The following is a 26,987-nucleotide window of genomic DNA, read 5'->3' as shown; positions in this document are numbered from 1 at the left end:
CGGGGCGAATTTGATTCAAACGTTTGATTAAAAGAAGATGAACACTACGTTAGTAGGTATTCATCTTCTTTTTTCTTCATTTTATTTTACTCGGTGAGTATTTTGTTATTAGCTAACTTTCTATCATTATAAAGGTTTTGCTGTTAATTGCTTTAAACTTGATTTTCCATTTTCCACAACGAAAGAAGCGCGTGTACTGATTGGTGCACCTGGTCTTGATACATATGGAATGACCATATAATCCGTTTGCCACGTTTGTTGAGTCAGCTTGCAACGCACATAGCCACGATGGTTATTAAAAAATTTAATATGTGGATTTTCTTGTAGGATTTGGGCCGTATTGTTATTGACATCAGATCCGTCTCCATTGGAAGAAATAGATGTCCCAACGAACTCCACCGCTACATTTTCTGAGTTTTCATCATCAAAATTTGCTTTCACTTCATTTGCCCAGTTTGTATGAACATCCCCAGTGAGGACAACGGTATTCATAATATTTTTCTCTGCTAAATGGTCGAGTATACGTTGGCGTGACCCAGGGTATCCATCCCAAGCATCCATACTTACATATTCTTCCTCAGGGTCAAAATCATAATCACGACGAGCGAAAAAGACTTGCTGGGCAAGTACTTTCCATTTAGCTTGTGACGTATCCAGCCCATCTAATAACCAATGCTCTTGTTGTTCCCCGAGCATGGTACGGGTTGGATCCTCAGACTCAGGAGTTGGAACCTTCCAGCCATCTCCATTTGCTTGATCATCTCTGAACTGACGAGTGTCCAATACATTAAAATCTACTAAATTACCAAAAGATAGACGACGGAATAATTGTATGCTGCCACCATTTGGCAAGGAGGTACGTCGAAGTGGCATATGTTCATAATAGGCTTGAAAAGCGATAGATCTCCGTGCTAAGAAATCTTTTTTAGATTGTTTTTTAGGATCTTGTGGAATCTCACCTGCCCAGTTGTTATCTACCTCATGGTCATCAAATGTAACGATCCAAGGAAAATTTGCATGGGCAGCCTGTAAATCGCTGTCTAATTTATATAAGGCGTAACGGTTGCGATAGTCATCAATGGTATAGATTTCAGGATAAACTTGATTCATTGGTCGAATCGTTGAATCGTGTTTCCCTTCATAAATATAGTCTCCTAAATGAACCACTAAATCCAGGTCATCTTTGGCCATATGTTGATAGGCTGTGTAAAAGCCGGCTGACCAGTTTTGGCAGGAAGCAAATGCAAATTTTAGATGGTCAACCTGACTATTATAGGCAGGAGCTGTCTTCGTTTTGCCTGTTGGACTCATTTCAGAACCGGCCTTAAATCGGTAGTAATACCATGTGGAAGGATTCAAGCCCTCAACTTCTACATGGACAGAATGCCCTAGTTGAGGTTTTGAAAGTTCTGTTCCTCTCTTTACAACATTTTGAAATTTAGAATCAAGAGAAACTTCCCATTGGACAGGGAATGGATGATGGTCCATGCCACCTCCATTTAATGGGTCTGGAGCAAGTCTAGTCCATAAAACAACCCCATCTGGTAGTGGGTCGCCTGAAGCAATCCCTAATGTAAAAGGATATTGTAGCTTGTTAGATTCGGCAGCAGATGCAAAGTTCACTGGCAATGAATTAGCAATCGTAACACCTAGTGCAACACCGACTCCTTTTCCTGTGTTTTTTAAAAAATTTCTGCGATTCTTGTCAACTTCTTTCATATTTTAGCCCTCCTTGTCGTCTACTAAAGTTTAGATAATGAATATTTAGAAAATTTGAATTCATCGTAAAGTATTAGTAAATGGATAAAAGCGGTCATTTAGTCATGTCTTTCAAAATAGGAAAATAGGGAATTTCGCCACTGTCTGCAGGAAAAAGGAATGATTCGTGATGTCGATTTGTAACATTTAGTTTGATCGATGATGTAAGGAAGGAGTGATCGTGATTTCAACGATAAAGCTATTACATACAGTCTTTTTTAGAAATGATTGAGTAGTAAAATATTCCTTTTCCGTTAAGTGAATTATTATATTCCCTTAATAAAAGAAAAGTGAATGTCATTTACTGATGTTTTTTGTAAAGGAAAATAATACATGTGTATGAATATTTTACCGTATGGGGAAAACAATGGAAATAGCATTGAAGCAATAATGAAGGCGTAATCATTATGTATAAAATAAGGGTCATTTACCGTTCTGAAAAGTTTCCTTTGTTGCAAAATTCTACAAATACGTAAGAAAACTGTTATTTTTTTTAACCCTAGTAACATGGAATAGTAATATCACTTTCCTATAGTTAGAGATAGGCAGTTGATAGAGTTACTAGTTAGAAGGCTTGAGATCTTTCATTCTTTCTCAGGGTGCTAGCGAGAGTTTTCTACGTACAAAAATGGACTTCAGGAGAAAATTCATCCTGCCAGCAAAACGACAAATACGAATTAGGAGATGAAGAAAATGAATAAAAAACAAATGGATTCCAAGAAGAACAAAACATTATCGAAGAAAATAGCTCCATTAGTGATGTCGACATCTATGATGGCCGCAACCTTTTTAGTTGCCGGTGCACCCATTTCTGCAGCGGAGCTTGATGAAAAGGGAGTTAATCCAGAAATTATTGAACAAGTAAAGAATCATGGTCAGGAAGTATCTACACTAGCAAACAGCCTGCCAGGATCTCCTGAAAAAGGAAAACTAGTTAGCGAATTAGCTAAAAATAATTCGTTCAAAACAGATGAACTCGACACAACTAATGATGATCCGGAAGATAATCTAGATGAAACTAGTGATGAGGAGTTACAAGAGGGAGAAGAAACTGAAGTTCCAGCAGAAGTTGATGATGAAGCAGAAGCTGAAGAAGGAACAGAGGAAGAAGGAGAAACTCCGGTTGATTCAGAAATAGAAGCGGAAGAAGTAGCCGAAGATGGAGCAGAGTCTGATGAAGAAGCAGAAGTAGAAGAAGGAACAGAGGAAGAAGGAGAAACTCCGGTTGATTCAGAAACAGAAGCGGAAGAAGTAGCCGAAGAAGAGGCAGAGTCTGATGAAGCAGTAGAAGTAGAAGAAGGAACAGAGGAAGAAGGAGAAACTCCAGTTGATTCAGAAACAGAAACAGAAGAAGTAATCGAAGATGAAGCAGAAGCTGATGGAGAAGTAGTAGCTGAAGAAGGAACAGAGGAAGAAGGAGAAACTCCAGTTGATTCAGAAACAGAAACGGAAGAAGTAATCGAAGATGAATCTGCTCTAGTTGATGAAGCGACTGAAGAAAGTTTCGATGAAGCAGGAAATATCAACTCTGGAACAGAAGAACAAAATCAAGATGATGACTCTCTTGATCAATGGGTAAATGAAACCTATCAATTAATCGGTGGTAATTATCAAAGTCTCATTGAAAACTATCAATCTCTCATTGATCAGTACTTTAGTCAAACAAATACAGAATTAACAGGTGACGAATCAGAAATCGTTGCAGATGATTTATCAGCAGTATCAGTTGATAGTGAAGCAGTAGAAGCAACAACTGTAGATACAGATTCAGCATTAGAAACGACTGTGGATGAATCAAGTTTAGATGTAACGAATACCTCCGAGGTTAATGTAGAAAGCCAAGTGAATGTAGAGAATGATGAAGCACCAGGTGAACAAGAAACAGCAGAAAATGCTGAAACAGATCTTGTAGAACCAGTTCAAGCAGTAGCTGAAGAAGAAGTTTCAAATGTTGAAACGGTAGAAGTAAGTCAAAATGAACAAGAAAGTGACCAAAAAGAAGAAGTAGAAAGTGATCAATCCAACCAAAACCCTTTAAAGGATAAATTGATTGGATACTATCAAGACTTAGTAACTTCATTCTCTAACTTTATGAGCTTTTTAAAATAAAAAGCAATCATAGGGACGCTACAAGATCTCCCTATATGTATTGTATCCATGGAAAAACAAGGGCATATTAGAAAGCCTCACTTCAAATTCTCGTTAGAAAATTTGAAGTGGGGGATCATTCATCATCTGTTTTAGGACTTGTATTCGTATCTTTTAGTTCTTTGGAGAACTCTGTTGCAAACTGATCACTTTTGGTCACTGTAGGGATATAGCTTTCATCTGAATTTGTAAAGATATGTTTTTTCACATAAAGGTGAAAAAGGACTTCGATCGCTGTAATAGAAAGAGCAGAAAATGAGGAAGCAGATACCCTATTTAAGGTAGTATCAATAAATAGATAGCTCATCATTAACAGTAACCCAAAGGTAAGAATTAGATCTCCAAGGATCGCAACGAGGTTTCCTAGTTTGGGAAGGATGACTAAGTCGCCGACAAAGTAAGCAATCACTGTGGTGACCACAGACATAATAACGAGAGTAGGTAGTGCAATATTGAATATGCCGAATATAGAAAACAATACAGTTCCTATAGCAGCAAACTTTATCGATAAGGCCCATACGTGTTTCATTCTATTTCCTCCCATAAAGTGAAAACTTACAAGTAATTTGTGCAAATTACCATCAAAACATACATCCTTTTTTTGAATAGTGCCTGGCACCTACATTCTATTTCCACCAATAATCGTCATATCGATATCCGTATGTAATAATTCATCGGCATCCCTCATTCTAAATGGGTTAGATGAATACACGGTCATATCGGCAAGTTTTCCTCTTGTAATCGTGCCTTTTCTATTTTCTTCATTCGTAGGATATGCCCCCATGACAGTAAACAATTTGAATGCCTCAGTCATAGTCAACTTTTCATTTTCGTTCCAGCCAATATGGTTTTGGCCTGGTGCCTTTCGGGTAACAGCGGCATGGATACCGAGTAATGGATCGAGCGGTTCGACAGGAGCATCTGAACCACCTGCACAAAGAACACCTGAAGACAGTAAACTTTTCCAAGCATACGACAGTTGAATCCGTTCCATTCCAAGTCGTTCCTGCACCCATGGAAAATCACTGGCGATAAATCTTGGCTGAATATCAGCAACACGACTTGGATGTGCAAGACGTTTCATTAATTCTTGCCGTAAAATTTGCACATGAATCAGTCTATCTCGATAGGAAACAGTCGGAAACTGATCCAACACATCCAATACATTTTCTAACGCCTGATCCCCAATGGTATGAACAGCAATCGGCATAGAAAGAGAACGGGCCTCTCGAACAATATCGTAAAGAACCTCTTGAGTATGGATAGCTTCTCCGAAATGTCCAACCACATCGCTGTACGCTTCAGACAAAAGAGCAGTTCTGCTTCCCAAAGCACCATCTGCAAAGATTTTAACAGCCCCAATTTGCAATGTTTCATTTCCATAGCCAGCATACATCCCAGCTTCCTTTAAGTCATTCATAAAGGGGTGGTCGATTAATAGATTACACCGGAGACCAAGCTGTTCCTGATTTAATAACTCATCATATAGTTGATACGTTTGCTGAAAACCACCTAAATAGAGTGGATCATTTGTATGTACACTTGTTAACCCTTTTTCCATGGCATAACAGATCGCTTTTCGAACAGCCTTTTTCAACTGATCATATGATTTTTCTGGTATCTGTTCTTTAATGAAGTTTGCCGCCGATTCAAGTAGTCGTCCTGTCGGTTTTTTCGTCCGTTCATCAAGGACAACGGTTCCTCCTTCAGGAACGGTCATTGATGGATGATAGTGACAAACGTCCAATGCCTTCGTATTCACAAGGAAAGCATGCCAACAAATTCTTGATAGGAATACTGGGCAATGGGGAGCGATATGATCTAATTCTTCAATGGTAGGGATGGACCCCTCTGTAAAAAGATTTTCATCCCAGCCGCTTCCAATTAACCATTCTCCTGGTTGGAGTGTACTCGCTTTTGCCCGGATTTTTTCTAACATCTCTTGTTTCGATGTTACCCCTGTTAAGTTTAAATCTAGGAAATTGAAGGCTACACCCGACAGATGTAGATGGCTATCGGTAAGTCCAGGTGTAACTGCTCTTCCCTCTAAATCAATTTTTTCACTGTCGGCTCGTCCCCATTGCAACAACATTTCCTCTGTTGTTCCCATATCAATAAAGCGGCCATGATCCACAACAACTGCAGTGACATAAGGTTGTAATGGGTCAAATGTATAAATTTCTCCATTTATATAGATTTTTTTCATGACTAATTCCTCCATTTAAAAAGGTAGAGAGCAATCCTCGATAACGCTTAAGTTTTTTTAAAATTATAGCACTTGCTGAATATTTGACCAAATGTAACAAGATAGGATAGCTGTCCACTGTGATGTCCTAAGAATTATGTGGAATAAAAGGAAATTGTGACTATTAAACAGCGATTAAAAGAAATATCTTACAAATTTCGATCTATTTTACCGTATTGTAATCTACTAAAATAAAAAAATATGATAGAATTTATCTAAAATACTCTTTATTAGTATAATTTTCCTAACACATATTATAGGAGGTAAGAATGAAAAAGATAATTTTGCCTAGTATCTGTTTTGCTGTATTATCTACCCCGGCTTTTGCAAAAGTGATTCATGCTGCAGAAAACGATACACCAGTTGCTGAAATCAATGAGATTACAACAACACAATACGTGAAAGTAGGCTCAGGATCTCATTTGAATCTGAGAACAAGTGCCACAACAAAGTCCACTGTTTTAGCGAAATTAAAGGATGGTACTGAAGTCACGATCTATTCTGAGAAAGATGGCTGGGCAAAAGTGAAAGCAGCCGGAAAAGAAGGCTATGTAAGTACGGGTTATCTGTCAAAAACAAAGCCAAGTACCGCAAGTACAACAGCAACACCGGCACCAAAGCTAACACCAGCACCAACTATAACAACGGAATACGTGAAAGTCGGCTCAAGTACTTATTTAAATCTAAGAACAAGCGCCACAACGAAATCCACTGTTTTAGCGAAACTAAAGGATGGCACTAAAGTCACGATCTATTCTGAGAAAGATGGCTGGGCAAAAGTGAAAGCAGCCGGAAAAGAAGGCTATGTAAGTACAGCCTATCTGTCAAAAACAAAGCCAAGTACTCCGAGTACACCAGCACCTACAGCGCCAGCACCAACCATTCAATATGTAGATGTAGACAAGGGATCTAACTTAAATATGCGCAACAAACCATCTACAAATGCGTCCATCATCATCAAGTTAGCCAGAGGTCATGAAGTAACAGTCATTTCCGAAGAAAATGGATGGTCACAAATAAAAGCTTATGGGAAAGAAGGATACGTTAGCTCTGAATATCTGTCAACTGTAAAACCGGGAGCAAACCAGGATTCAGATTCTACTTCAGAGAGTAATCCAGTTGTTCCCAATCCTACAATACCAGAACCTGCAACACCAGAACCTGCAACACCAGAACCTGCAAAACTGGAACCCGTTATACCAGAAACAGATGCAGGAGATGACTTTGAGAACGATCAATCAAGTAATGAGCAGGAAACAGATAAGACACCTGAAACAGAAACCCTTTCAAAATATGTAGATATAAATCTAGGATCAAATCTTAATATGCGGTCTGAACCATCGACAAAAGCGACTATTATAACGAAGCTCGCGCCAGGTACGGTTGTTACAATATATTCTGAAGAAAATGGCTGGGCGAGAGTCACTGCCAACGGACAAACCGGTTATGTTAGCACGCAATATTTAATAGATAAAATAGAGGATAAACCAAGTTCACCTAACCAGAAAATCAATATTCAATATGAGGAATATGACATATCTTTAGCGGATCTAACAAACATTCAAATGAAAGCAAATCCGCAAACAGATACTAAATATACAACCTACATACGTGAAGACGCTCTACTCATCAATGACAAAACCAATCCTACAAGCGGAATCGTGCAAGGATCTACTTGGAATATAAGAGGTGGCGCAGGAACGGATTATTGGGTTGTCGGAAAAGTAAACAGTGGTGAAAAGGTTCAAATTAAATCAACGACTAAAGGAACAGATGGATACGATTGGTATGAAATCGACTACAACAAGGCATGGGTGAATGCCAGCCCAGACGATGTTGCATACCATCTCGATCCGAACAATTTTATCGATGATTCTGTAACATCCTTACAATTCTTAAAGCTATCTGAGGCGACTAATTTAGATCAATTTGAGGTAAACGAAAGAATTCTAGCCGGAAAAGGAGTGCTAGCAGGACATGCGGCTACCTTCATTGCGGCCGGTGAGAAGCATGGAGTAAACGATATATATCTTATTTCCCATGCCTTATTAGAAACAGGAAATGGTACCTCGCAGCTAGCTAAAGGTGTAGAGATATATGGCAAAACCGTTTACAATATGTTTGGGATCGGAGCCTATGACGGATCCGCCGTAACCAGTGGGGCTAAATTTGCTTATGATGCGGGATGGTTTTCTCCTGTAGATGCCATCGTAGGGGGAGCAAAATTTATTTCACAAGGTTATATCAATTCCGGACAAGACACCTTATATAAGATGAGATGGAATCCGCAAGATAGTGTAGCTAATGGAGTGGCCACCCATCAATATGCGACAGATATTGGATGGGCAACAAAGCAAGTAAAACAAGTATACAATTTATATAGTTTACTAGACTCCTATAAAATTAAGTTACAAATACCTTTCTATAAAGAATAAAGGTGCCAGGGACCATCCAGATAATTAGAAATTGATCTTGGAGCATGCTACTGGTACCACCCAAAAAAGAAGATCCCGATCAAGAGGATCTTCTTTTTCATCTTCTAGACAACGAATAAAAATAAGGCGATTTTACTGAGTGTAATCAGGATCTTATCCGTCTTACTTTTTCATTCCCACGGATTCCTGACTTAGCACCTTTGTCACTTCAACTTCTTCTTCGCCGATTACAGTCGTTTCTGCAATCCTGTCTTCTTCAGGAACCTGGACATGATGGACATGAACACTCTTTTTTCCTAGAACGAGTGTCTTTGTAACATCATGATCTTCTGAAAGTACTTCTGTCTCACTAACGTTTTGGTGGTTCCTAACAGGTATATCCGAAAAATCAAATGAAGGCAAGGGCTGCAGGGAAAGGTCATCCATCTTTGGTTCAGGCCTTTCAGGATCACGATCCTCATAAAAGCTAGTTTTTTCGCTACTTTGTTCGCCTTCACTTGGAGCAAAGGTTTTCGTTTCTTGCCCCTTGGTTAGTTGTTGTGAAAGACTCATAGCGGTCAGAGCTGGTTGTTTCACTTGTCTCTTTCCCTTCAAATAAGAAAAGAGACCGAATCCGAGTGTGACAACTAAACCTATAATACCTATAAAACCAATAGGTTAATAGAACTATAGGTTAAAATATTTATCATTATAACGGTAATTAGAGTAATTTGTATAGGTTTTCTGTTAAAAATAACAATATTTTTTACATTTTATGGTATTTAATGGAGTCTAGGTTATAGATATACCTCGGTTGGAGGGTGAGGAAAGTCTCCGTGCTTAGAATGGAAATATCGTGATTCACATTTGAATCCCCTAAGGAAAGTGAGATGTATTTAAGCATAATAATCATTATTTATGTATAAATCCCTATGTTTTTGTTATAATTATCCTATCTTTCTATAGAAGGATAGAATAATAATGTTTACTTTTTTCTTTGCAGAGTAAAGCAGACATCCATGCAGGTCAGAGGTCTGGACTTTTAACAGATCTTTTATGTATCTATGTGAAAAAGGGGATAAGATTGATGAAGTTTTGTAAAAATTGTGGTGTAGAGCGGAGAGAAGGTCAAATCTTTTGTAACTCTTGTGGGAATAAATTCGACGAGTCTATGTTTCAAGAGACAGCTAGTGTTCACCATAGGTCTTCCGTTCAGCCAAATACTGAGCAGAGATATCAAGAACCAAGAAAGCCTATGTCTAAAAAGAACCAAGTGATCCTGATATCTATTGCAATAGTAGCTGCCTTAGGATTTGGAGGTCATAAGTTTCTTGAAAGTATGTACTCTCCTCAAAAGACTGTAGAGAAATTTGAAGCAGTAGTTGAGGAACAGGATGTTGAAAAAGCGAAAGAGGTTATTGCTTTTTCAGATTTCCCAGAAGAAGTCGAAGATAAAGAAATAAAAAATTATTTAGCCTTTTTAAAAGGAAATCAAGCTGAAGTTGTAGCAGGGTTAAAGGATTCTGCTAGTGCTTATGAAAAGGATACACTCTCAGTTAGTTTAGTTGTGGATCGTAACGATAATGAAATGGTTAAACTAGTACAGGCTGATAAAAAGTTAGGACTTTATCAAGAATATAAAATAGAAGCAGTACCTTTTGAAGTAAAAGTAGATTCTAATTTAGAGCGAGTAGAAATCGACTTCATGGGTAAAAAAGAAAAACTTAAAGATCGTCTCACTCTTACACCTGTTCTACCAGGAACATATGAGTTAAAGGGAAGCTTTAATGGAGAGTATGCGAAGTTAACGGAAACTACAGAATTGGATTTTCTTAACGCTGATGGAAATACACTAGATGTTTTTCTTGAATTTGAAGGTCAGTATGTAGATATTTATTCAAATGAAGAAAATAGTACTCTGTTTGTAAATGGAGAAAGTACTGGAATGAAGGTGGGGGACTTTATTGAATTGGGTCCATTACCAATGGATGGCTCTATTGTGTTACATGCCGAATATCAAGCGGAAAATGGCGTGATTAAGACCAATGAAGTCAAAGTAATGAATACAGATGATGTGTATTTAGAATTTAAGGAAGAGGAATTAGTTTCTCCAGAAGAGGATTCAACAGTTGGAAAGGCTTCACTCGAACAATTTATCATTTTAGGTGAGAAGACGCCCACTTCAATTTTGTGAAGGGTGAAGCCCAAAAATAAGTGGGAGATGAATCGCCTTTTTGTGTATACAAACACTTGTTTGCATGGTATAATATTCCTGTAAGTTGTTCTTTGAAAACTGAAGATATGAGGTTCTAGCAGGAATAACGTCTGCTAGGTAAAATCTTCAACGTTCTAATCGCCTCCACACGTACCGAAGTTGCTCATGCTTGGCTAAAGTAGGGCGTGTGGCGAGTCCAACGTACAAGATATTAAGCACGAACCGTCGGGACGACGGGGTTAGCCTGCTAAAAAACTGGTGGATACACTGGTGTTCGCAGGAATCTCCCACTTCAAATTTCGTTAGAAATTAAGTGGTGAGTAGTTCAAGAAGCAATACATTGAAACAAGTGTGACAGCCATGAATGAAGGTGATTTCTCAATAGTCGAATCCTTCCATGATCCAGATGGAAAGTCTTATCAGGAATCGAAAGATTATATTGATTATATTGTATCGAAGGGGATTAAAGAAGACATTCTTTCCGTAGAAGTCGTTGATTACGAGGAAATGGATGAAGGCTATTTAGTTCATACAATAGAAGAATATGATATTCATTATTCTAATGGTACAACGAGTAGGAAGAAGTTCGAATCTACTTATAGAATAAGCAGTTCAAGTGAAGAAGAATACCAAGTCTGGGCACTTGAGAGTACTAGTGAAATATAATATGGAAGTCTTCTTTATGAAGTAGGAATTTTTAATCGTTGTCCAATATAAATGGAGTCCGATGTTAAATGATGGGCTTGTTGGACCTGAGTAGAATTTGTTTAGGCACCTGCCATACTGTTAATCATATAGAAAAGCCACACAAACGTTATAACGTTTGTGTGGCTTTTTGTATTTAGGAATGCGTTCAATATGAAACCCTTAGGGTGTTGTTACTTTAAATTCTTTTAAAAAAAGAAGTCAAAAAAGCTAGATTGAAATGCTTCAAGTAACATGTCTCCCATAATAGAAATAGCGATAACCGTTAACAAATAAGTGATAAAAGATCCATAAATGACATCAACCCCATCACTTGTTTCCTTTTTATAAGAAGCAATGACAAGTGGTGGAACTAAGAAAATAGACCCAACAATTCCTAATGCTAAAACAGCTGCAAATAACTTGATTTCAAGAATAGACATAATGACGCCAATGATTAAAATAGCTACAATTGGAATTAAAAAGGATCCGAAACGAGCAATGACTTCTTTTAATGAGACATTAACACGCCCCAACTTAATTGACACGAATGTAAAAAGAACGATTAAAAAGATAAAGATAATGAATGTGAATGTTGGTTTTAATACAACATCTGTAAAAGGAACTTCCATAGAAGTGGAGCTTCCAAATAGATCTGCACTAAAAGAATTAACACTACTTAGAGCCCCTTTTAATCCGAAATATAGGGTTAATGGAATGAAGAAGGCATATAGTACCATGGTAATAATACCATTAATAAAATGTTCCGTTCCAACATTTTGTGAACTAGCATATGGTTGCTTCAATACTTGCATAAAATAACCAAAATACATTTTTGAAACTCTTTTTGTTGATTCTATGTATCTATTTGGCTGGACAGGTTGTTGTGGTTGTTGAGGCTGTGAGGTATTTGTTGCTTCAAAAGTAACGGCAGCTTCCCTATTAACTTCTACAGTTAATGGAGTTCCGCACTTTTCGCAAAATTTCCCTCCTTCATTTTGATGTGAACAATTAGGACAAATCATCAATATCCTTCCTTTCTAAATTAGTACTATTATCATATTTTTATGATTACTAAATGAGTATACACCACAATTAGTAACCTTGTTAACCCTTTATATCTATAATTAAAACAGACTCCTAGAATAATGATTGCACTAAAGAGTAGTCCAACAATGCTTTTTTTCATGGATAACCTCCTGATGTTATTTGAAACTTTTATTTGAATATATATGAATTTTACCCCATTTTAACAGGCGATAAGACCCCTATTGATGGAAGTCTATCTTGGATAAATTACCTAATTTAGTTTATAATAATATCAAATACTTATCTATGTATCTATATTATTGGATATTATTGTAAAAATATTTAATCGCATAAATTATCTCTAGAATTAAACACACAAATAGTTAAAAAGACTTTTCGGAATATCATTGTGATGGTACGATATTCATAGAATTTTATGATAAAGAATACTTTTGAAAATAGGAGTGAATTTTTAGTGGAGTATTGTAAACACTGTGGAAATCAACTAAAGGAAGGGGCTGTTTTTTGTAAAGAATGCGGACAACCTGTGAAAAGTCCAAATCCTGTCTCGAAGCCAACTGCTTCCACACAATCAACGAATGGAACTCCTTCAATGGAAAATCAGCAAATGACGCCTCCTCCACCAAGAAAACCACTTAGTAAAAAGGCGAAAGTTCTTACGACTATTGCTGTGACGTTCGCTATTCTGCTAGTAGGTAGTTACTATGTCATTAGTAATATGTTTGGGCCGGAAGCTACTGCCAATCAGTTTATGGAAGCAATTGAATCAAAAGATACGCAAAAGGTAAAACAGTTCATTAACGAAGGTCAGTTAGAACTTTCAGTAGATGATGAGCAAACAAAGGCATTTATAACTTATTTACATGAAGATCCACGGATGATTACAGCTATGTCAGAGAGCTTTAATCAGAATCTTGCATTATATGAGTCTACTGATTCAATCCCAGCAGTTAGCTTTAATAAAGAGGACTCTTCGATCGCTCAGTTAAAGGATAACGGGAAAAAATGGTTGATATTTGATTACTATGTTGTTCAAATCAAACCTATTTACGCTAAAGTTTCATCAAGTGAAGATAAGACAGATATTTATTTCAATGATAAAAAAGAGGGTACCCTTAAAAGTGGAAAAGAAAAAACATTCGGTCCTTTTTTACCAGGTGTTTATGATGTAAAAGCCATTGTAAATGGTGAGTATGGAGAAGTAGAACAAGAGGATGAAATCGATACGTCAGAAATAGACCTGTCTAAATCGCCTCTAAAATTTAGATGGTCAGATTATTATGTTGATCTCTATAGCTATGATGATGCCATTCTATATGTAAACGGAAAAAGTACGGAAGAAACCATTTACGATATTGGTTCCCTTGGGCCTATTCCGATCGATGGATCAATAAAAGTATATGCAGAAAAAGAGTTTCCGTCAGGGGTAAAAAAGAGTCAAGAGGTTACAATTAAGAAAGGCATGTATAATCTGCAATTAGACATCAAGTATAATGAAAGTGAAGAGTTAGCGGCTGAAGAAGAGGAAGAAGTAGCTTCTGAGGGAGAAACTGAGAAACAGGCGATTGAGAATTCCATTATTTCCCATTATAGCAATATTTCAGCTGATGACTTTTCATCTGCCCACGATCTTTTTTCGTCATCCATGAAAAAGAAAAATACATTAGATGGATGGAGAGAAGGATTGGAAGCAAATATAAGGGACGATGTTACAACGCTTGAAGTAGAGAGTGTGGATGGCAATTCAGCAAAAGCCTATATCGAAATGACTTCTTACGATAATCAAGAAGATGGCACCATTTTAGTACAGGAATGGGGTGGATACTGGAATCTAGTGAAGGAAAATGGTCAGTGGACTTTAGATGACCCTGAATTGAAAAAGTTAGATTCTAGAGTAGAATAATGAGGCGAACGAAAAAAACATATCGAATAAGATTTTTTTTATTGGCCATTTTAGCCTTTCTTCTTACCATTTGGCTCGTTGGTCCAATTGGAGCCTTTGATTCTCCAAAAGGTCAAGAAGAAAACACAATTTCTCAACAGGATCGTGAGGAATCTAACTCAGATGAATCCAAAACAGAGGAAAAACAAGTAGAAGAAGAGACAACTACTGATGCAGAAGAACAGCAGGAAGAAATGTCGTTAGATGAAAAAGTGACATCGATTATGGACAGTATGACTCTGGAGGAAAAGATTGGTCAATTAATGGTAGTAGGGTTCCAGAGTCATCAAGTTGATGAGCATATCAAAAAGATGATTGAAGACTATCACGTTGGTGGAGTTATTTTGTATGACCGTAACATGGAAACACCAAAGCAAGTTGCACAGTTAACGAATGATCTGCAAGGCTTGGCCCAAAATGCGTCTAATGACCAGATTCCTCTCACGATTAGTATTGATCAAGAGGGCGGATCTATCGTTCGGATGAGAGATAGAGTTTCTCCAATCCCTTCTCAGCAAGAACTTGGAAAAAGAGGGGATGAGCAAGAAATTTATACGACGGCTAAGCGTACAGGACGAGAATTAGCGGCGATGGGGATTAATGTCAACTATGCACCAGATGTGGATTTATCCTCCATAGATACGCGTTCTTTTGGTAGTGATCCAGATCATGCCTATCAGTTCGGTAAGCAGGTGGTGAATGGATTAGCTGATTCAGGTATTGCGGCTACCTTAAAGCATTTTCCTGGTAATGGTCGAAGCACTATTGATCCACATATAGAGACATCATCAGTAGAAGCGAATAAATGGGATTTAGAGAACAATGATATTTATCCATTTAAGAAAATGATCGAAAATGTGGATCATAATCAATTTTTTGTAATGGTTACACATATTAAATATCCGGCTTACGATCAAGAAAAACCAGCAAGTATTTCACCGGTGATCATTCAAGATTTATTAAGAGAACAACTCGGTTACACAGGTCTTGTCGTAACAGACGATCTTGAAATGGGAGCGGTCAGCAAGTACTTTACTTACCAAGATTTGGGCTTTGAGGCCGTCCAAGCAGGTGCTGACGTCTTATTAGTCTGTCACACGTTCCAAAATCAAGATCAAGTATACAAAGGGGTTTTAAACGCCGTCCAAGCAGGAAAATTAGCAGAAACTAGAATTGATGAAGCGGTTGAAAGAATTTTACGATATAAATTAATATCCATTCAATCTACTTATGTTGACCCAAACCATGCTGAACAGGTTGTTGGTCAATGATGATGAGATTGTATGTGAGTTAGCAGAATAGGCCCTTAGATTTAATAAATAAAGAAAGATTGATGATGCAAGTTGTATCATTAGTCTTTCTTCATTTACCTACAAGGGCAAAAAGTTGCGTCTTAAAATGTCTAAAAATGTCAAAGTTATAGAATTAATATAGAGATTTATATATGATGAAAAAGGTTCCATCTTTAAAGGAATTAGTTAATTTAAAGGGGAGAGAATGAGAAAAGTGAAAAATTGTCAATCATGTGGTGCAGCATTAAGTCAGGATGCTAGATTCTGTACATCTTGTGGTGCTCCAGTCAATCGAGAAGAACCAATAGGGGAACAACAAATTAGTGCAGGAGCAGAGGCAGAAATACGCCCAAAACAACCTGAAATAAGGACACCTGGAAAATTTCCTTTTTGGAAAAAACCTATTTTTATCGTACTTATTCTTTTAATCGTAGGAGGGTCTGCTACAGCAGCGTTTTTATTAAAACTAAGTCCGAAAGAGCTGTATTTACTGTCCGAATATAAAACATTTCAGCAAAGCGTGACCGAGTTGGAAACAAAATATGGCGACACCATTGAATTTCAAGAAAAAGCGCTAGAACAGCCATCCCAATCAGAAGTGGTATTAAGTGGTGATTTAGAGTTGGATTCGGCTGCAGGTGATCCAGAATTTGAAATGATGCGTGAGTTATTAAGTGCCGCTTCGATTTCAGCTAAAACCGTACAAGATCCTGTTAATAAGCAAGGTCATTATTCACTTGCTTTAAATGTAGAGAATAAGAAAGCAATCGATGTTGAATTGTTTCAGTCGAAGGATCAAATGGGGATAAAGGTTCCTTTGCTCTATGAAAAATTCTTTTATTTGAACTTTAATGAATACGGAGAGTTTATGCGAATGATTGATCCGTATTATGTAGGACCAGAAACATTGGAGTTATCAGATCTTGAACTTAAGAATTTTATAGTAACAGACAAAGAGAAGGAATACTTACAAGAACAGTACTCCGAATTTTTACTCACTGAACTAAAGGATGAAAGCTTCCAAGTTCAGAAAGGTGTTAAATATGAGCATGAAGGGGAGCAAATGAAATTAAGGGCAGTAAGGCTTACCCTCTCAGCGATAGAAACGAAAGAATTGGTTAATCGATTTATGGATCATATTATCCAAGATCAAGAGCTTCATAATATGATTGTTAACCGAGTAGAGAAACTAGCTGAAGCTGCTGCTTTGGAAGGTGAGCTGGCTGCAGAATTATCAGATGCAAGTGAATTGAAAGAGGAAATGGTAGATGGACTTAAAGAAATGAAAAATGAAATGCAAGCGATTGATTATCCTAATGGTTTCACTTCCACTCTATTGATCGATAAAAATGAACAAATTATTGACCGTCATATGACATTAGCTTTAAGTGTCGATGGTGAACAAATAAATACGGTCGTAACAAGTAAAAATGTTCCTTATGGAGATAACCAGAAGTTGAATGAATGGAAGGTCGAATTATCTCCTGAAGAGGATGAAGATTTCAATGCTATCTTCCAATTCACGAATCATATTCAGACGAAGAAAGAAACGCGCACGGAAGACTTGAAAGCTACTTTTTCTGTTGAAGAATATGGTAACAAGGAAGATGTCACGTTCACGATGGCGAGCCACTTTAAAGGGGCAGACGGAAGCAAGCAAACGATTAATCGTGAGTTTGAACTAGGGTTTAATGGACGTAGCTTCTATGATGCTCCGAATGAAATTAAAGGTGAGATTAAGCAAGTAAGTGATGTGAACCTAAAGAAAGAATATAGTGATGAAAAGTTTACGATTGAATTAGAGATGGAAGATGATTATGATTCTGGATCCATTACCCTAAATCTTGATACAAAAACAACTCTTAAGGATAAAGTACAATTGCCAACTTTGGATACGAATTCTGACGACGGACTCAATGTAGTCAAAATTTCTGAAGATGAAATGTTTGCTATTAGTGAAAAAGTAGGTACAAACATTTATGAACTTGGAGAAAAGTATGGACTAATCCCAGAGGATTCTTATTACAGGTATGAGGATTCTTACTATGACTATGGTTATGACGATTATTATTATGAGGATTCTTATTATGATTATGGGGAAGATTACTATTTCGACGGCTATTAATAGAATCATTTTTTCAGAACAGACGATGCTGAGTTTAAATAAGAGAATACTATTTATTCATAATAGGTGTTTCATATGAAAAATACACTAATCTTTACGTCTATTTATATAAAAACTCTGTTGAAAAATAGGAGGTCAGCCATCATCTTGTGGCTGACACCTATTTTCTTTTTGTTAGGGGCTGCTCTTATGGGTAGTCAACTATTAAAGGAAGAAGCTCGTGTTCAACAGTTTAAAGTGGCGATCGTAAACGAAGATGTGACAGTAGAAACAGAACTTGTTATCCGCCAACTGACTGAAAGTCCTCATTTAAATCAACTGATGAAAACAGTGAAGGTAGATAAGCAGACAGCAGAGGCCTATCTTCATGCTAATGAAATTGCGGCAATTATCCATATTCCAAAGGGCTTTAGCCGAGATGTGGCGAGAGGGAAGAACACGCCTGTGACAGTGATTGGTAATAAGCAGCGCCCCCTGCAATCACAGCTTATTCGTTATGTGATGGAAAGTGCTGCTGATTTTACATCTGCTGCTCAAAGTGGCATCAATACGATTGATCATTTTATGGAGGAAGCTGGTTTTTCTAAGAGCGAACAAAAAGATCAATTTAAAAGAGCTGTTCTTTCTTTTTCATTACATGTTTTAGGGAGAGGAGAATTATTTGAAAGAGTAGAGCAGCCTAATCTTTTTCAACAAAGCATTCTACACTATTATGCGATTTCGTTTTATGTTCTTCTCATGATGGTTTGGAGTTATATGGGTCTTTTTCTTTTAAAGGCAAATATGAATCGATCGATCGATCTTAGACTAGCTGGAATGGGATTTTTAAAGATTCAATCGGTATTTGCTCGGATGCTGGCTGCTTATTTGTTTGTTCTTGGTAGTTCTCTTCTGGTGTCTATTCCGTTTTCGATTTGGCAAGGGTGGACGTCTGGTTCTCAAGTAGCCGTCCTTATTGGAGCGACGATGCTTATTATACTTGTTTTCCTGAGTTTGTTTGTCATGCTGGAAGCCTTGATTGACAATGAAAAAGTAGTTCTTATTGTCAGTCTTCTTGTGATGGTGCTAGGTGCTACGATCGGAGAGCATTTTATTCCTTCTGTTTATTTTCCTGAGTGGCTCAAGGAGCTTAATGCTTTTTCGCTTAATGGATGGATTCTAAAATGGATGTTTTCACTCCATCAGGAATGGACCGTTTATGCTTCTGGTAGGTTAGGACTCTTTCTTCTTCTCTTTTCATTCGGCTGTTTATTTGTTGCAGGTTGGAGTTTACAGCGACGAAAGGAGAGGGTTTAAGAAATGAGAATCATGATTGGAAAGCTGAAACGAATGATAGCGCCTGGGTTCTTTCTTTTATTCATGATCCCGCTTGCAGCTTCTATATTGCTGGGGTCTTTTTTGGAAAAGCAGCAAACAGAATGGGTTATTCCAATCGGGTTTGTGGATGAAGATCAAAGTGTTTTTTCGAAAAAAGTGATCGAGCAAATGAAAAAGCAAGAAATGCTGGTGATAAATGAAGTTTCTTCTGAAGATGCAAGTACTCTCCTAGAGCGTAATGAGGTGGATAGTGTTTTTGTTATTAAACCTCGGTTTCAGGAGCATTTGTTGAAGGAAGAGAGAGAGGCAATGGTTGAGCTATGGACATCTCCTACATCGGTTGCATCTGGAATTGTTCAGGAAGTAGTGGCAAGTGAGGTCACAAAAATGACAAGCGCGATTAAAGCGTCCAATCGAGTGATGCAATTATATGAACGAAAGCAAATGGATGGGCACCTCATTTGGCAAGAGGCTTACGATTATACTCTCGGTCAATGGGAACCAGAACCGCTTATGACGATTCATTATGTACAAGAGAATGGATCACAAGAAGTGGGAAATGATATGGAAACAGAAAAAGGTGCTTTATTTGTTCCTTATTTAGGAATTTGGAGCTTTTTTACGATGATCTCTTGTTTTATGATGTCTGATTGGGTCGTGAAAGAACGTTCGGTTGTGTTTTCACGTATTATGACAACGTACAAAGGGTTGTCTTCCTATTTATTTCAAACAGCCTGTGCTTTTTTGCTTGTTCATAGTGGTCAGGCTTTGCTTAGTTTTTGGATATTATCTCATTTTGGGTGGATGGAGAGAGAACTGTCTCTTTTTGTAGGGATGATTTTATTTCTTGTTTTTTCCATTTCGCTTAGTGTTTGGTTGGCTAGTTTTATTCGTCATCTTGGAAGCTATTATGTGGCAAGCATACTGGTTGCGTTTATTCTTGCCATTTCGGGAGGAAGCTTTTTCCCGATTACTGAACTTTCACCAGCATTAGCAACTTTGTCAGAGTGGTTGCCACAGCAACTGTTACGGGTAATGAATATGAGTGAAATGTGGAGAATAGGTTTAACGATGATGGGGGGCTCTTTCCTTTTCTGGAAATGGACGGTTTGGAGGCTACGTTTACGATGATTCACATGAAAAATATTGATAAAAAGTATGGAAAATATCAGCTGCTAAAGGGTGTTTCGTTGGATATCCATGAAGGCGAAATATTTGGCTTATTGGGAGAGAATGGGGCAGGGAAATCAACCTTGGTTTCGATCCTCGCCACTGTGTTAAAGCCATCTGCAGGTAGTGTTGTGATGAAGGGGTTGGACTTAAGCAAGCATAAGAAGCAAATTCGTCAAATGATTGGTTTTGTTCCACAAGAAATTGCTTTATGGGAAGAGTTTACGGTAAAGGAAAACTTTCATTTTTGGAGTAGGTTTGTGAGTGTTAAGCCATCTGAAGAGAAGTTATTAGAGTTATGTGAGGCTGTTTCCTTACGAGATAAGTGGAATGAGAAAGTATCCAATTTATCAGGTGGCATGAAACGCAAGTTGAATATTGCGGTTGCGCTCATTCATGATCCGGCAATTTTATTGATGGACGAGCCAACGGTTGGAATTGATCTTCAGTCGAAGCTAGAGATTAATCAATATATGAAGAAGATGGCACAACAAGGAAAAACGATTGTGTATATTACCCATGATATCCATGAAATGATCCATCTGTGCGATCGGGTTGGTGTACTAAGTAAAGGGGGGATCCGGTTTGTTGGCACGTTAGAGGAAGCGCGTGAAAGTCTAGACATGGCAGCAAACCAAGAAGCCTCTATAGAAGACGTAGTATGCCACCTATTGAGGTGCTAGGCACCCTCCAGATAATCGGAAATAGAATGAACAAATATGTGACGGTTGAATAAGTTAATTTAAGAGTTCGTGCCCTAATTTACAATGAGATATAGGTGATCAATCGAATGAATATTAACGATTATATTAGACCGGATGCGTTTATTTTGATTCCTGTTTTGTATATTATCGGGGTTTTTTTGAGACAAACGCCATGTATTCCTCTCTGGTGTCATGCATGGATAAAGTTGCTTTTTGCGGTCATTTCTTGTCTGCTGTATTATGGATTTGAAATACAGTCGGTTGTCCAAGGCATACTTGTTACTGGTGCAGCAGTGATGTCGAGGGATTTAATCGTGAGTACGATGAACAGATTTAACCCAGAAAAAGGAACCCAGTCGAAGGATGATAAGGAGAAGGGCGATAAGGAGAAAGACTAAGTTTAGGTTTTCTCCTTATCACCCTGAGATATATGTAGGTTTATAGAATAATAAAAGCATGATAAATTAAAGCGGGGCTGTTCCATAAGGTGTTAGACACCTTATGGAACAGCCCCGCTGCTATTAAATAGATAATAACTATTTATTCTTTTGAGGAATCGTGTTCCTCGGCTATACTCGCTTCTTCCAGGGCATGTCCCAACGCGAATAACCCCTACTACTATTTCGAGAGGAAGGTGCCAGGCACCTAATGTCTTATCGTTGTTCTGTTTTTTCCTTCACGCTTTGATTGATAGAGGGCAGAATCGGCTCTTTTTATGACGTCTTCTGGGAGCTGATCCTTCTCTTGATAAGAAGAAACGCCTAAGGAAATAGTGATCGGTTGACCTGCAGGACTTGGTGTCTGAGCTAGTGTTGAGCGCAGGCGTTCTGCTAATGCAAAGGCGTCCTCCACATCCTTATCTTTCAATAGGATCACGAATTCCTCTCCGCCATAACGATAACATAAGTCATCTTCGCGAGACACGTTATGCATAATTGAAGCAAGAAATCTTAACACATCATCTCCAACTAAATGGCCATATACATCATTGAAGTTCTTAAAGTTATCGATATCAATCATAATTAATGAAAATGGTGTTTTCTGCTCAATCCATTCTTTTATTTGTAAATCAAAGGATCTTCGATTCGCTAACCCTGTAAGACCGTCTTGTTGTATTTGGGTATTTAATAATTGAAAATGTTTTTGAATATGTTTGTACAGTTGACGTACTTCATAAATAGGTGACTTTATTTCTAAATGATGAATCGAATGAGTGACTTTATTGGATTGAATCGCTTCTTCTGAAAATCTGGCTAACTTACTAAGAGGTTTAGAGAGGTGATTTGTAAATAGCCAAGCAAGTAACAAGATTAATAATAGTAGTGGAAGGGGCTGAATAATGACCTTTTTTGTTAGGTTGTGAAGGGGCTCTTCTATTACAGAAGTAGGTGTTTGGGTAATAATGCCCCAACCTGTTTGCTCCACATAGGCATATCCAGAAAAATATTCGGTCCCCCTGCTGTTAATGATTTGGGCTGATCCGCTATTTCCTTGAATCACGTTTTGTACAAGAGGGTGATCGGCTATAGATTCATTGATTCGATCTGAATCTGGATGATAAATAATTTGACCTGATCGATCAACAACAAAAACGGATGATTCATCTAAAAATTCATGGTGATTAAGGACCCTTTTGAGCGAACTATCGCTGTCTAGATAGATCGTGCCATCGACAACACCTTTATAATTTCCAGTCTCATCAAAAATAGGAAAGGAGATGAGAATCATTAAGTTCCCTGTTTGTGCTAAATAAGGGTCAGAAATAAAGGGTTTCTTATTTTTTAAAGCTTGCGTCATCAAATCTGACTTAATTTGAGTTCCAGGCTGAACGCTATTCTTATTATTTGGCACCGCTTGAGGACTCATTAATTGAACGACACCGTTTGCATCTGTTGTAAATAATGAATTTAAATAACCACTGTTGGCAGCTCTCCAATCATCTAAATCAGATTGATTGAATGCTTGATGGCCTAGTATGTTGGCTAACGTACCGAGTTGTTGTTGCATATTGTGAAGTAATTCATTCGTATTTAAGGTGATTTTTTTTGCGTATTGATAGTTATTTTCTAGATAATTTTCAGTTAAGGTATTTTTAAGCGCCTGAACAGATAAATACCAATTAATAGTGGTCGTGCTACAAACTGTAAACGCTACCAATAAACTGATTGCAAACTTAAGTTTTATTCCCTTTTTAATAGACATATATATCATTCACCCCCTCTTTACGGCAGAAACAATAAATCACCTCTTATAGTATAATTTTACCATAAAGATTAAATAGATGATAGTAATATATGCCTATATATATTTAGGTGCCAGGAACCATCCAGATAAATGGATAAATTCTATCGTTTTATACTGTTAGACAAAAAGAGAGTCATTCATTGAAAGATCATGATTGGCTCTCTTTTAGTGTGCTAATGAACATAAGGTAAATCTCTAAGCATCCAGCTGATTAATCGATACTCCATTCCAAATGATTGGATGTTTATTTCATAGTAGGATCAAACTTTTAGCTATGTGTTAGAAAGGGTACTTCAAATTTGTGGAGTAATCATTGCCCACGATAGGAATGGATGAGATTCTGATTTTGTCCTCTTGCGAATACATCGGTACGATTCGGTCCCCAAGAAACGGCAGCTGGTGCAGAAGTTAGAGTACCACCAAGGTTTTGCCAATTCGACCAACGTGAGCCATTCCAAGTTATGAGATATAGGTTTCGATTAGATCCTCTTGCAAATACCTCCAGGCGGTTTGGACGTCTAGACGCAACGGCAGGTTCTGATGTGAGGGTTCCTCCAAGGCTTTCCCAATTACTCCAATTGGATCCATCCCACCACTTGTGAATTAAATCCTCATTTCGCCCTCTAGCAAAAACATCGATCCGGTTGGGTCCCCAAGAAACAGCTGCAGGAGCAGAAGTCAACGTGCCACCAAGGTTCTCCCAATCGATCCATTGGCTGCCATTCCAATATTTATGATAGAGGCTATTATCGGTTCCCCGAACAAAAACATCAAGCCGATTCGGCTGCCAAGAAGCAACTGCAGGAGCGGAAGACAACGTGCCACCAAGGTTCTCCCAATCAATCCACTGACTGCCATTCCAATATTTATGATAAAGACTATTATCGGTCCCTCGAACAAAAACATCGATCCGGTTGGGTCCCCAAGAAACAGCCGCTGGGGCAGAAGTTAACGTGCCACCAAGGCTTTCCCAATCAATCCATTGCCGCCCGTTCCAATATTTATGATAGAGGCTATTATCGGTTCCTCGAACAAAAACATCAAGCCGATTCGGTTGCCAAGAAGAGACTGCGGGAGCAGAGGTTAAGGTACCGCCTAAGTTCTCCCAATCTGTCCAAGCATCGCTCGGTTGATTTCCACCATTTCCAATAGCGTTTAATGTCAATTGAATCACTCTTGTCAAAATTCGGTTTGCAACGTTTTGTGAAATATTAAATCGTCTGAAAATAATCGTGAGCCATGGGAATTGGCGTTGAAATCTAGTGTATATTTGACTGGCTGTTTAGTTAGTATTTGCTTGGTTGAGGGTAAAGCCCACGGCAAGTGAAAAGATGTAATCAATCATATTTCGGCTCATTCCAGCTTGCTCCATTTGAGTATATAAGTTATTGTGCTGTGAACGAAGTAACTGCATCATGTCTTGTACACTCAGCTGTTGACGAAACATAGTAGGCTGAACATAATCATTCACCGGGATAAATGATGGTGTTTGATAAGGGTGTCTAGGATACATATATAAACCTCCTCTATATTATAAATCAGCATATGCAACAACTGGCGTACGGTGAATCCCTGTTATTGAATGAGTTTCAGGAATCTTGACACTCCACACAGCTAAAGCAGTGGGATTCTTACCCCAAAGCTGTTACGAATCGATTAGACGAATTGTGGTTGTGTGGTTTTCTTGGGCCGCCTTTCTCCTTTGAGAAAAGAAGGATGGATACGATACTTCCTGTATCCCCATCAAGCTCAAACTGGCTGCCCGCCAGCGAAAACGTTCAGTCCTTCGACCGAATTAGTATAAGTATTTTATCGTCTTTCGCATAACGACACCTATTGTTTTACCAATAGCCTGAATGAGGCTATCGAACCTTATACAATATCTAATGATCAAAGAACAAAAATGTTTTATAGACTTGGTTTTTGTCTATAAGCCTATTTTACCACTTCAGATGCGATGTACAGAACATACTTTCGGTATTTATCTATACATCGCATCTGACCTTACTATCATCCCATGTCTAAAGACAGTCTGCGACCTGCATAGGCTTTCTCATTCAGAAGATCTGTAAAGGAAGTTATATCGCTTAAAAAGAATAAAACCCTAGCTATATCAAAATAATCTAGGGTGATGATGTCTATAATAGGGCAGACAATACATAGATAACAGATTTATACCGGAATGGTTATCGTAAACGTGCTGCCTTTTTCTTTTTCACTTTCTACTCTAATCTGTCCTCTAACTTTATGGATGGCACTATACACCATGAGCATGCCAAGGCCTGTCCCATATTCTTTTGTGGAATAGTAAGGCTTACCCAGACGTGAAACTTCTTCTTTTGTCATTCCAATTCCTGTGTCTTTAATTTGAATCATGATGTTATGTTTATATTCGGAAACATCAATATAAAGAATACCGCCATCTTCTTTCATTGCCTCAATACCATTTTTATATAAATTGATTAAACACTGTTGAATTTGATTCTTATCATAGTTTGTATGTAGTGAATTATGGAAGGTAAGCTGTATATCGACATGGTGCATATGTGCATAAGGTAATAGAACGTTTCTGGCATACTCTGTTTCTTCTTTCAGGTCTGAATTTATCATGTTTTCAGATTGTGGCTTGGAGAAAGCAAGAAAATCACTTACAATTTGCTCAGCTCGATTTAATTCTTGTAATGAAAACTTGATATAGTTTTTTTCTTTCATCGGTATCGATTCTGACTGACTTAACAACTGTAAAAAACCGTTCGTGGCAGTAAGTGGGTTTCTTATTTCATGAGCGACACTGGCCGATAATTCACTGACTAGTTGTAATCGATCTGATTGCAAAAGGGTTTCACGAGCTTTTCTATTCGCAATAATTTGTTCAATTAAAAACATAAGGATCGCCGTCATGACTAGATGTGTCGTTAAAGCATAGAATGATAAGGTCCAGAAATTCTGATTTAATGGTGTTTGAAAACCTAAAGTAAAAAGGTAAACAGCCATAGTAAAAAAAGAGACGAATGCGGCGAAAGAAATTCTATATCGAGAGTCTAACTGGATGAATTTTTTGCTATACAATGGTACGAGTGCAAAAATAAAGCTTGAAAACAAAAATGATTGAATAACACCTTCAACTCCAATGATGAACCGGTATACATTGAGAACGATATAAAGTGGAAAAGCGTATTTGTATCCACCAAAAAGGGCAGCGATGACAAAAGGAATATAGCGTAAATCAAAAATAAAGCCACTTTCCAAATAAATAGGGAACGTTATACATAGAACCATTGAAATAGCGGTAAGGATGGCTAGTATAGGTTTGTTAACATAATTTAATTTATTTTCAAAAAAGATAAGAAATGTTAAAACAGGAATAAGTAAAATCAGGAAATTTAATAATAAAGTTTCAATCAAGACTGAACTTCCTTTCGAGTGCCAGGCACCATCCAGATATTTGGAAAAGTGAGTTTTCTAAACTTTTCTATTCAATATAGTACCATGATATGGGTGCCAAGCACCATCCAGATATTTGAAAAAAATTTTGTTCAGTACACCTATAATTATGATATTTGTTACTTATTAAATAATTAATATATGGTAAACTAAATATTTACTGAAAAAATGAACACTTGAATAGAGTGCATTGAATTGCATACGTTTACAATATTAATACTATTTTTGAGATTCC

General features: G+C 37.7%; 20 protein-coding genes. 11 read left to right on the top strand and 9 right to left on the bottom strand.

Going from position 1 to position 26,987, the window contains the following annotated elements; genetic code table 11:
• Positions 1-126: 126 nt before the first annotated feature.
• Positions 127-1,719, bottom strand: coding sequence for an alkaline phosphatase D family protein (locus tag JMM81_RS19840; protein WP_256243276.1), 1,593 nt, complete (start codon positions 1,717-1,719; stop codon positions 127-129).
• Positions 1,720-2,451: 732 nt separating this feature from the next.
• Between JMM81_RS19840 and JMM81_RS19835 the strand changes: the two genes are divergently transcribed.
• The gene (locus JMM81_RS19835) at positions 2,452-3,867 is read left to right on the top strand and encodes a hypothetical protein (RefSeq protein ID WP_256243275.1); all 1,416 of its coding nucleotides are present in this window, start codon (positions 2,452-2,454) and stop codon (positions 3,865-3,867) included.
• Positions 3,868-3,982: 115 nt separating this feature from the next.
• Here JMM81_RS19835 and JMM81_RS19830 read toward each other — a convergent pair whose 3' ends face one another.
• Complete coding sequence (locus JMM81_RS19830) at positions 3,983-4,435, bottom strand: YndM family protein (RefSeq protein ID WP_256243274.1); 453 nt, start codon at positions 4,433-4,435, stop codon at positions 3,983-3,985.
• 90 nt (positions 4,436-4,525) lie between these two features.
• A complete protein-coding gene (locus JMM81_RS19825; RefSeq protein WP_256243273.1) occupies positions 4,526-6,112 on the bottom strand; it encodes an amidohydrolase in 1,587 nt (528 codons plus the stop codon).
• A 308-nt stretch (positions 6,113-6,420) separates the two neighbouring features.
• Here JMM81_RS19825 and JMM81_RS19820 point away from each other — a divergent pair, with 308 nt between their 5' ends.
• Entirely contained in the window at positions 6,421-8,586 is a 2,166-nt protein-coding gene (locus tag JMM81_RS19820; protein ID WP_256243272.1) for an SH3 domain-containing protein, read from the top strand.
• A gap of 162 nt (positions 8,587-8,748) precedes the next feature.
• Here the strand turns inward: JMM81_RS19820 and JMM81_RS19815 are convergent, their stop codons facing one another.
• Positions 8,749-9,162, bottom strand: coding sequence for a hypothetical protein (locus JMM81_RS19815; protein ID WP_256243271.1), 414 nt, complete (start codon positions 9,160-9,162; stop codon positions 8,749-8,751).
• A 490-nt stretch (positions 9,163-9,652) separates the two neighbouring features.
• Between JMM81_RS19815 and JMM81_RS19810 the strand changes: the two genes are divergently transcribed.
• Both JMM81_RS19810 and JMM81_RS19805 read left to right on the top strand, forming a co-directional pair.
• Entirely contained in the window at positions 9,653-10,759 is a 1,107-nt protein-coding gene (locus JMM81_RS19810; RefSeq protein ID WP_256243270.1) for a zinc ribbon domain-containing protein, read from the top strand.
• Positions 10,760-11,119: 360 nt separating this feature from the next.
• On the top strand, positions 11,120-11,446 hold the full coding sequence (locus JMM81_RS19805; protein WP_375162423.1) for a TcaA NTF2-like domain-containing protein: 327 nt from the start codon (positions 11,120-11,122) through the stop codon (positions 11,444-11,446).
• Positions 11,447-11,673: 227 nt separating this feature from the next.
• On the opposite strand, the gene JMM81_RS19800 is transcribed toward JMM81_RS19805, so the two are convergent.
• Positions 11,674-12,489, bottom strand: a complete 816-nt coding sequence (locus JMM81_RS19800; protein WP_256243268.1) for a zinc ribbon domain-containing protein — start codon at positions 12,487-12,489, stop codon at positions 11,674-11,676.
• Positions 12,490-12,968: 479 nt separating this feature from the next.
• On the opposite strand from JMM81_RS19800, the gene JMM81_RS19795 reads away from it, so the two are divergent.
• From JMM81_RS19795 to JMM81_RS19765, 7 genes are all read left to right on the top strand, one after another.
• Positions 12,969-14,417 carry a zinc ribbon domain-containing protein gene (locus JMM81_RS19795; RefSeq protein WP_256243267.1) on the top strand — a complete coding sequence of 483 codons (1,449 nt, stop codon included), beginning with the start codon at positions 12,969-12,971 and terminating at the stop codon, positions 14,415-14,417.
• Positions 14,417-15,727 carry a glycoside hydrolase family 3 protein gene (locus JMM81_RS19790; protein ID WP_256243266.1) on the top strand — a complete coding sequence of 437 codons (1,311 nt, stop codon included), beginning with the start codon at positions 14,417-14,419 and terminating at the stop codon, positions 15,725-15,727. Before JMM81_RS19795 ends, JMM81_RS19790 begins: the two co-directional genes overlap by 1 nt.
• 226 nt (positions 15,728-15,953) lie before the next feature.
• Entirely contained in the window at positions 15,954-17,873 is a 1,920-nt protein-coding gene (locus JMM81_RS19785; RefSeq protein WP_256243265.1) for a zinc ribbon domain-containing protein, read from the top strand.
• A 75-nt stretch (positions 17,874-17,948) separates the two neighbouring features.
• Entirely contained in the window at positions 17,949-19,169 is a 1,221-nt protein-coding gene (locus JMM81_RS19780) for an ABC transporter permease (RefSeq protein ID WP_256243264.1), read from the top strand.
• A gap of 3 nt (positions 19,170-19,172) precedes the next feature.
• The gene (locus JMM81_RS19775; protein WP_256243263.1) at positions 19,173-20,321 is read left to right on the top strand and encodes an ABC transporter permease; all 1,149 of its coding nucleotides are present in this window, start codon (positions 19,173-19,175) and stop codon (positions 20,319-20,321) included.
• On the top strand, positions 20,318-21,043 hold the full coding sequence (locus JMM81_RS19770; protein WP_256243262.1) for an ABC transporter ATP-binding protein: 726 nt from the start codon (positions 20,318-20,320) through the stop codon (positions 21,041-21,043). The genes JMM81_RS19775 and JMM81_RS19770 overlap by 4 nt, the downstream gene beginning before the upstream one ends.
• A 107-nt stretch (positions 21,044-21,150) precedes the next feature.
• Positions 21,151-21,462 carry a phage holin family protein gene (locus tag JMM81_RS19765; protein WP_256243261.1) on the top strand — a complete coding sequence of 104 codons (312 nt, stop codon included), beginning with the start codon at positions 21,151-21,153 and terminating at the stop codon, positions 21,460-21,462.
• Positions 21,463-21,709: 247 nt separating this feature from the next.
• Here JMM81_RS19765 and JMM81_RS19760 read toward each other — a convergent pair whose 3' ends face one another.
• The 4 genes from JMM81_RS19760 to JMM81_RS19745 form a co-directional block, all read right to left on the bottom strand.
• Positions 21,710-23,266 carry a sensor domain-containing diguanylate cyclase gene (locus tag JMM81_RS19760; protein ID WP_256243260.1) on the bottom strand — a complete coding sequence of 519 codons (1,557 nt, stop codon included), beginning with the start codon at positions 23,264-23,266 and terminating at the stop codon, positions 21,710-21,712.
• Between the two features lie 352 nt (positions 23,267-23,618).
• The gene (locus JMM81_RS19755; protein ID WP_256243259.1) at positions 23,619-24,473 is read right to left on the bottom strand and encodes a PLL family lectin; all 855 of its coding nucleotides are present in this window, start codon (positions 24,471-24,473) and stop codon (positions 23,619-23,621) included.
• Between the two features lie 117 nt (positions 24,474-24,590).
• Complete coding sequence (locus tag JMM81_RS19750) at positions 24,591-24,821, bottom strand: hypothetical protein (RefSeq protein ID WP_256243258.1); 231 nt, start codon at positions 24,819-24,821, stop codon at positions 24,591-24,593.
• A gap of 659 nt (positions 24,822-25,480) precedes the next feature.
• Entirely contained in the window at positions 25,481-26,713 is a 1,233-nt protein-coding gene (locus tag JMM81_RS19745) for an ATP-binding protein (RefSeq protein WP_256243257.1), read from the bottom strand.
• Between the last annotated feature and the right edge of the window lie 274 nt (positions 26,714-26,987).

The organism is Bacillus sp. V3B, assembly GCF_024494465.1.
GTDB lineage: Bacteria > Bacillota > Bacilli > Bacillales > Cytobacillaceae > Bacillus_BD.
The sequence above is the reverse complement of the archived record's forward strand: the minus strand, read 5'-3'. Positions and strand labels throughout refer to the sequence as shown.

What these genes read in the sequence shown, in the direction of transcription:
- JMM81_RS19840 (WP_256243276.1), bottom strand. Translation starts at nt 1,719, where the DNA reads ATGAAAGAAGTTGACAAGAATCGCAGAAATTTTTTAAAAAACACAGGA.
- JMM81_RS19835 (WP_256243275.1), top strand. Translation starts at nt 2,452, where the DNA reads ATGAATAAAAAACAAATGGATTCCAAGAAGAACAAAACATTATCGAAG.
- JMM81_RS19830 (WP_256243274.1), bottom strand. Translation starts at nt 4,435, where the DNA reads ATGAAACACGTATGGGCCTTATCGATAAAGTTTGCTGCTATAGGAACT.
- JMM81_RS19825 (WP_256243273.1), bottom strand. Translation starts at nt 6,112, where the DNA reads ATGAAAAAAATCTATATAAATGGAGAAATTTATACATTTGACCCATTA.
- JMM81_RS19820 (WP_256243272.1), top strand. Translation starts at nt 6,421, where the DNA reads ATGAAAAAGATAATTTTGCCTAGTATCTGTTTTGCTGTATTATCTACC.
- JMM81_RS19810 (WP_256243270.1), top strand. Translation starts at nt 9,653, where the DNA reads ATGAAGTTTTGTAAAAATTGTGGTGTAGAGCGGAGAGAAGGTCAAATC.
- JMM81_RS19800 (WP_256243268.1), bottom strand. Translation starts at nt 12,489, where the DNA reads ATGATTTGTCCTAATTGTTCACATCAAAATGAAGGAGGGAAATTTTGC.
- JMM81_RS19790 (WP_256243266.1), top strand. Translation starts at nt 14,417, where the DNA reads ATGAGGCGAACGAAAAAAACATATCGAATAAGATTTTTTTTATTGGCC.
- JMM81_RS19785 (WP_256243265.1), top strand. Translation starts at nt 15,954, where the DNA reads ATGAGAAAAGTGAAAAATTGTCAATCATGTGGTGCAGCATTAAGTCAG.
- JMM81_RS19780 (WP_256243264.1), top strand. Translation starts at nt 17,949, where the DNA reads ATGAAAAATACACTAATCTTTACGTCTATTTATATAAAAACTCTGTTG.
- JMM81_RS19775 (WP_256243263.1), top strand. Translation starts at nt 19,173, where the DNA reads ATGAGAATCATGATTGGAAAGCTGAAACGAATGATAGCGCCTGGGTTC.
- JMM81_RS19770 (WP_256243262.1), top strand. Translation starts at nt 20,318, where the DNA reads ATGATTCACATGAAAAATATTGATAAAAAGTATGGAAAATATCAGCTG.
- JMM81_RS19765 (WP_256243261.1), top strand. Translation starts at nt 21,151, where the DNA reads ATGAATATTAACGATTATATTAGACCGGATGCGTTTATTTTGATTCCT.
- JMM81_RS19760 (WP_256243260.1), bottom strand. Translation starts at nt 23,266, where the DNA reads ATGTCTATTAAAAAGGGAATAAAACTTAAGTTTGCAATCAGTTTATTG.
- JMM81_RS19750 (WP_256243258.1), bottom strand. Translation starts at nt 24,821, where the DNA reads ATGTATCCTAGACACCCTTATCAAACACCATCATTTATCCCGGTGAAT.